The sequence below is a fragment of the Streptomyces beihaiensis genome (assembly GCF_026274175.1).
GTDB lineage: Bacteria > Actinomycetota > Actinomycetes > Streptomycetales > Streptomycetaceae > Streptomyces > Streptomyces beihaiensis.
This window is the reverse complement of the sequence record NZ_JAPHNL010000185.1, coordinates 1-1,787: the sequence shown is the minus strand read 5'-3', so window position 1 is coordinate 1,787 and position 1,787 is coordinate 1. Positions and strand designations below refer to the sequence as shown.

Annotated in this window: 2 protein-coding genes; both read left to right on the top strand. The window is 69.2% G+C overall.

Annotated features, from left to right (window positions below; all coding sequences use genetic code 11):
- Positions 1 to 12: 12 nt before the first annotated feature.
- Entirely contained in the window at positions 13 to 798 is a 786-nt protein-coding gene (locus OFY01_RS16515; protein WP_266600613.1) for an electron transfer flavoprotein subunit beta/FixA family protein, read from the top strand.
- Positions 799 to 860: 62 nt separating this feature from the next.
- A partial coding sequence (locus tag OFY01_RS16510) for an electron transfer flavoprotein subunit alpha/FixB family protein (protein WP_266600611.1) occupies positions 861 to 1,787 on the top strand: 927 nt, incomplete at its 3' end.

Below are 1,787 nucleotides of genomic sequence, written 5' to 3'. Positions count from 1 at the left end.
AGGAGAGCCGGCGTGAGCTTGAGGATCGTTGTCACTGTGAAGTACGTGCCGGACGCGACGGGGGATCGGCATTTCGCCGATGACCTGACCGTGGACCGCGATGACGTGGACGGGCTGCTCTCGGAGCTGGACGAGTACGCGGTCGAGCAGGCGTTGCGGATCGCGGAGGCTGCTGATGACGCCGAGGTGACGGTGTTGACGGTGGGGCCCGAGGACGCGAAGGACGCGCTGCGCAAGGCGTTGTCGATGGGTGCGGACAAGGCGGTCCATGTCGAGGACGACGATCTGCACGGTACGGATGTGATGGGTACGTCGCTGGTGCTGGCGAAGGCGGTGGAGAAGGCCGGGTTCGATCTGGTGGTCTCGGGTATGGCGTCGACGGACGGCACGATGGGTGTGGTCCCGGCGCTGCTGGCCGAGCGTCTGGGGGTGCCGCAGGTGACGCTGTTGTCCGAGGTGTCGGTGTCCGGCGGCGCGGTCAGCGGGCGTCGTGACGGTGACACGGCGAGTGAGCGGGTGCAGGCGGCGCTTCCGGCGGTGGTGTCGGTGACCGACCAGTCGGGTGAGGCGCGTTACCCGTCGTTCAAGGGGATCATGGCGGCGAAGAAGAAGCCGGTGGAGTCCTGGGACCTGTCGGATCTGGATCTGGAGGCCGGGCAGGTGGGTCTGGAGGGCGCGTACACGGTGGTGGACGCTGTCGCCCAGCGTCCGGCGCGCAGCAAGGGCACGATCGTCACGGACGAGGGTGAGGGTGCCAAGCAGCTCGCCGAGTTCCTCGCGGGCCGGAAGTTCATCTGAGTTCGCGCCGTCTCGAAACCAACCGCCCCACTTCTTCGCAAGTAGCAGGAGATTGAAGTCCCATGGCTGATGTTCTGGTCTATGTCGATCACGTGGACGGTGCCGTCCGCAAGCCCACGCTCGAGCTGCTGACGCTGGCCCGTCGTGTCGGTGAGCCGGTCGCTGTCGCGCTGGGCAGTGGTGCCGCCGGTACGGCCGCGGTGCTGGCCGAGCACGGTGCGGTGCGGGTGCTGACGCATGAGGCCGCCGAGTACGCCGACTACCTGGTGGTGCCGAAGGTCGAGGCGCTGCAGGCCGCCTGCCGGGCCGTGTCGCCGGCCGCGGTCCTCGTCCCGTCCTCGGCGGAGGGCAAGGAGATCGCCGCGCGTCTGGCGCTGCGTATCGGTTCCGGTCTGATCACCGACGCGGTCGATCTGGAGGCCGGTGAGCAGGGTCCGGTGGCCACGCAGTCGGTGTTCGCGGCGTCGTTCACGACCAGGTCGCGTGTGTCCAGGGGGGTCCCGGTCATCACGGTCAAGCCGAACAGCGCGGCGGTGGAGGCGGCTGCGGCCGCCGGTGCGGTCGAGGCGCTCGAGGTCACGTTCTCGCCGCAGGCGACGGGGACGAAGGTCGTCGAGCGCACGGCGCGGGAGTCGACCGGGCGTCCGGAGCTGACCGAGGCCGCGATCGTCGTCTCCGGCGGGCGCGGGGTGGGCGGCGCGGAGAACTTCGCGGTCATCGAGGCGCTCGCCGACTCGCTGGGCGCGGCGGTGGGTGCCTCGCGTGCGGCGGTGGACGCGGGCTGGTACCCGCACTCCAGCCAGGTCGGCCAGACCGGTAAGAGTGTGTCCCCGCAGTTGTACATCGCCTCGGGTATCTCGGGTGCGATCCAGCACCGGGCCGGTATGCAGACGTCGAAGACGATCGTGGCGGTCAACAAGGACGAGGAAGCACCGATCTTCGACCTGGTCGACTACGGCGTGGTCGGTGACCTCTTCGACGTCGTCCCC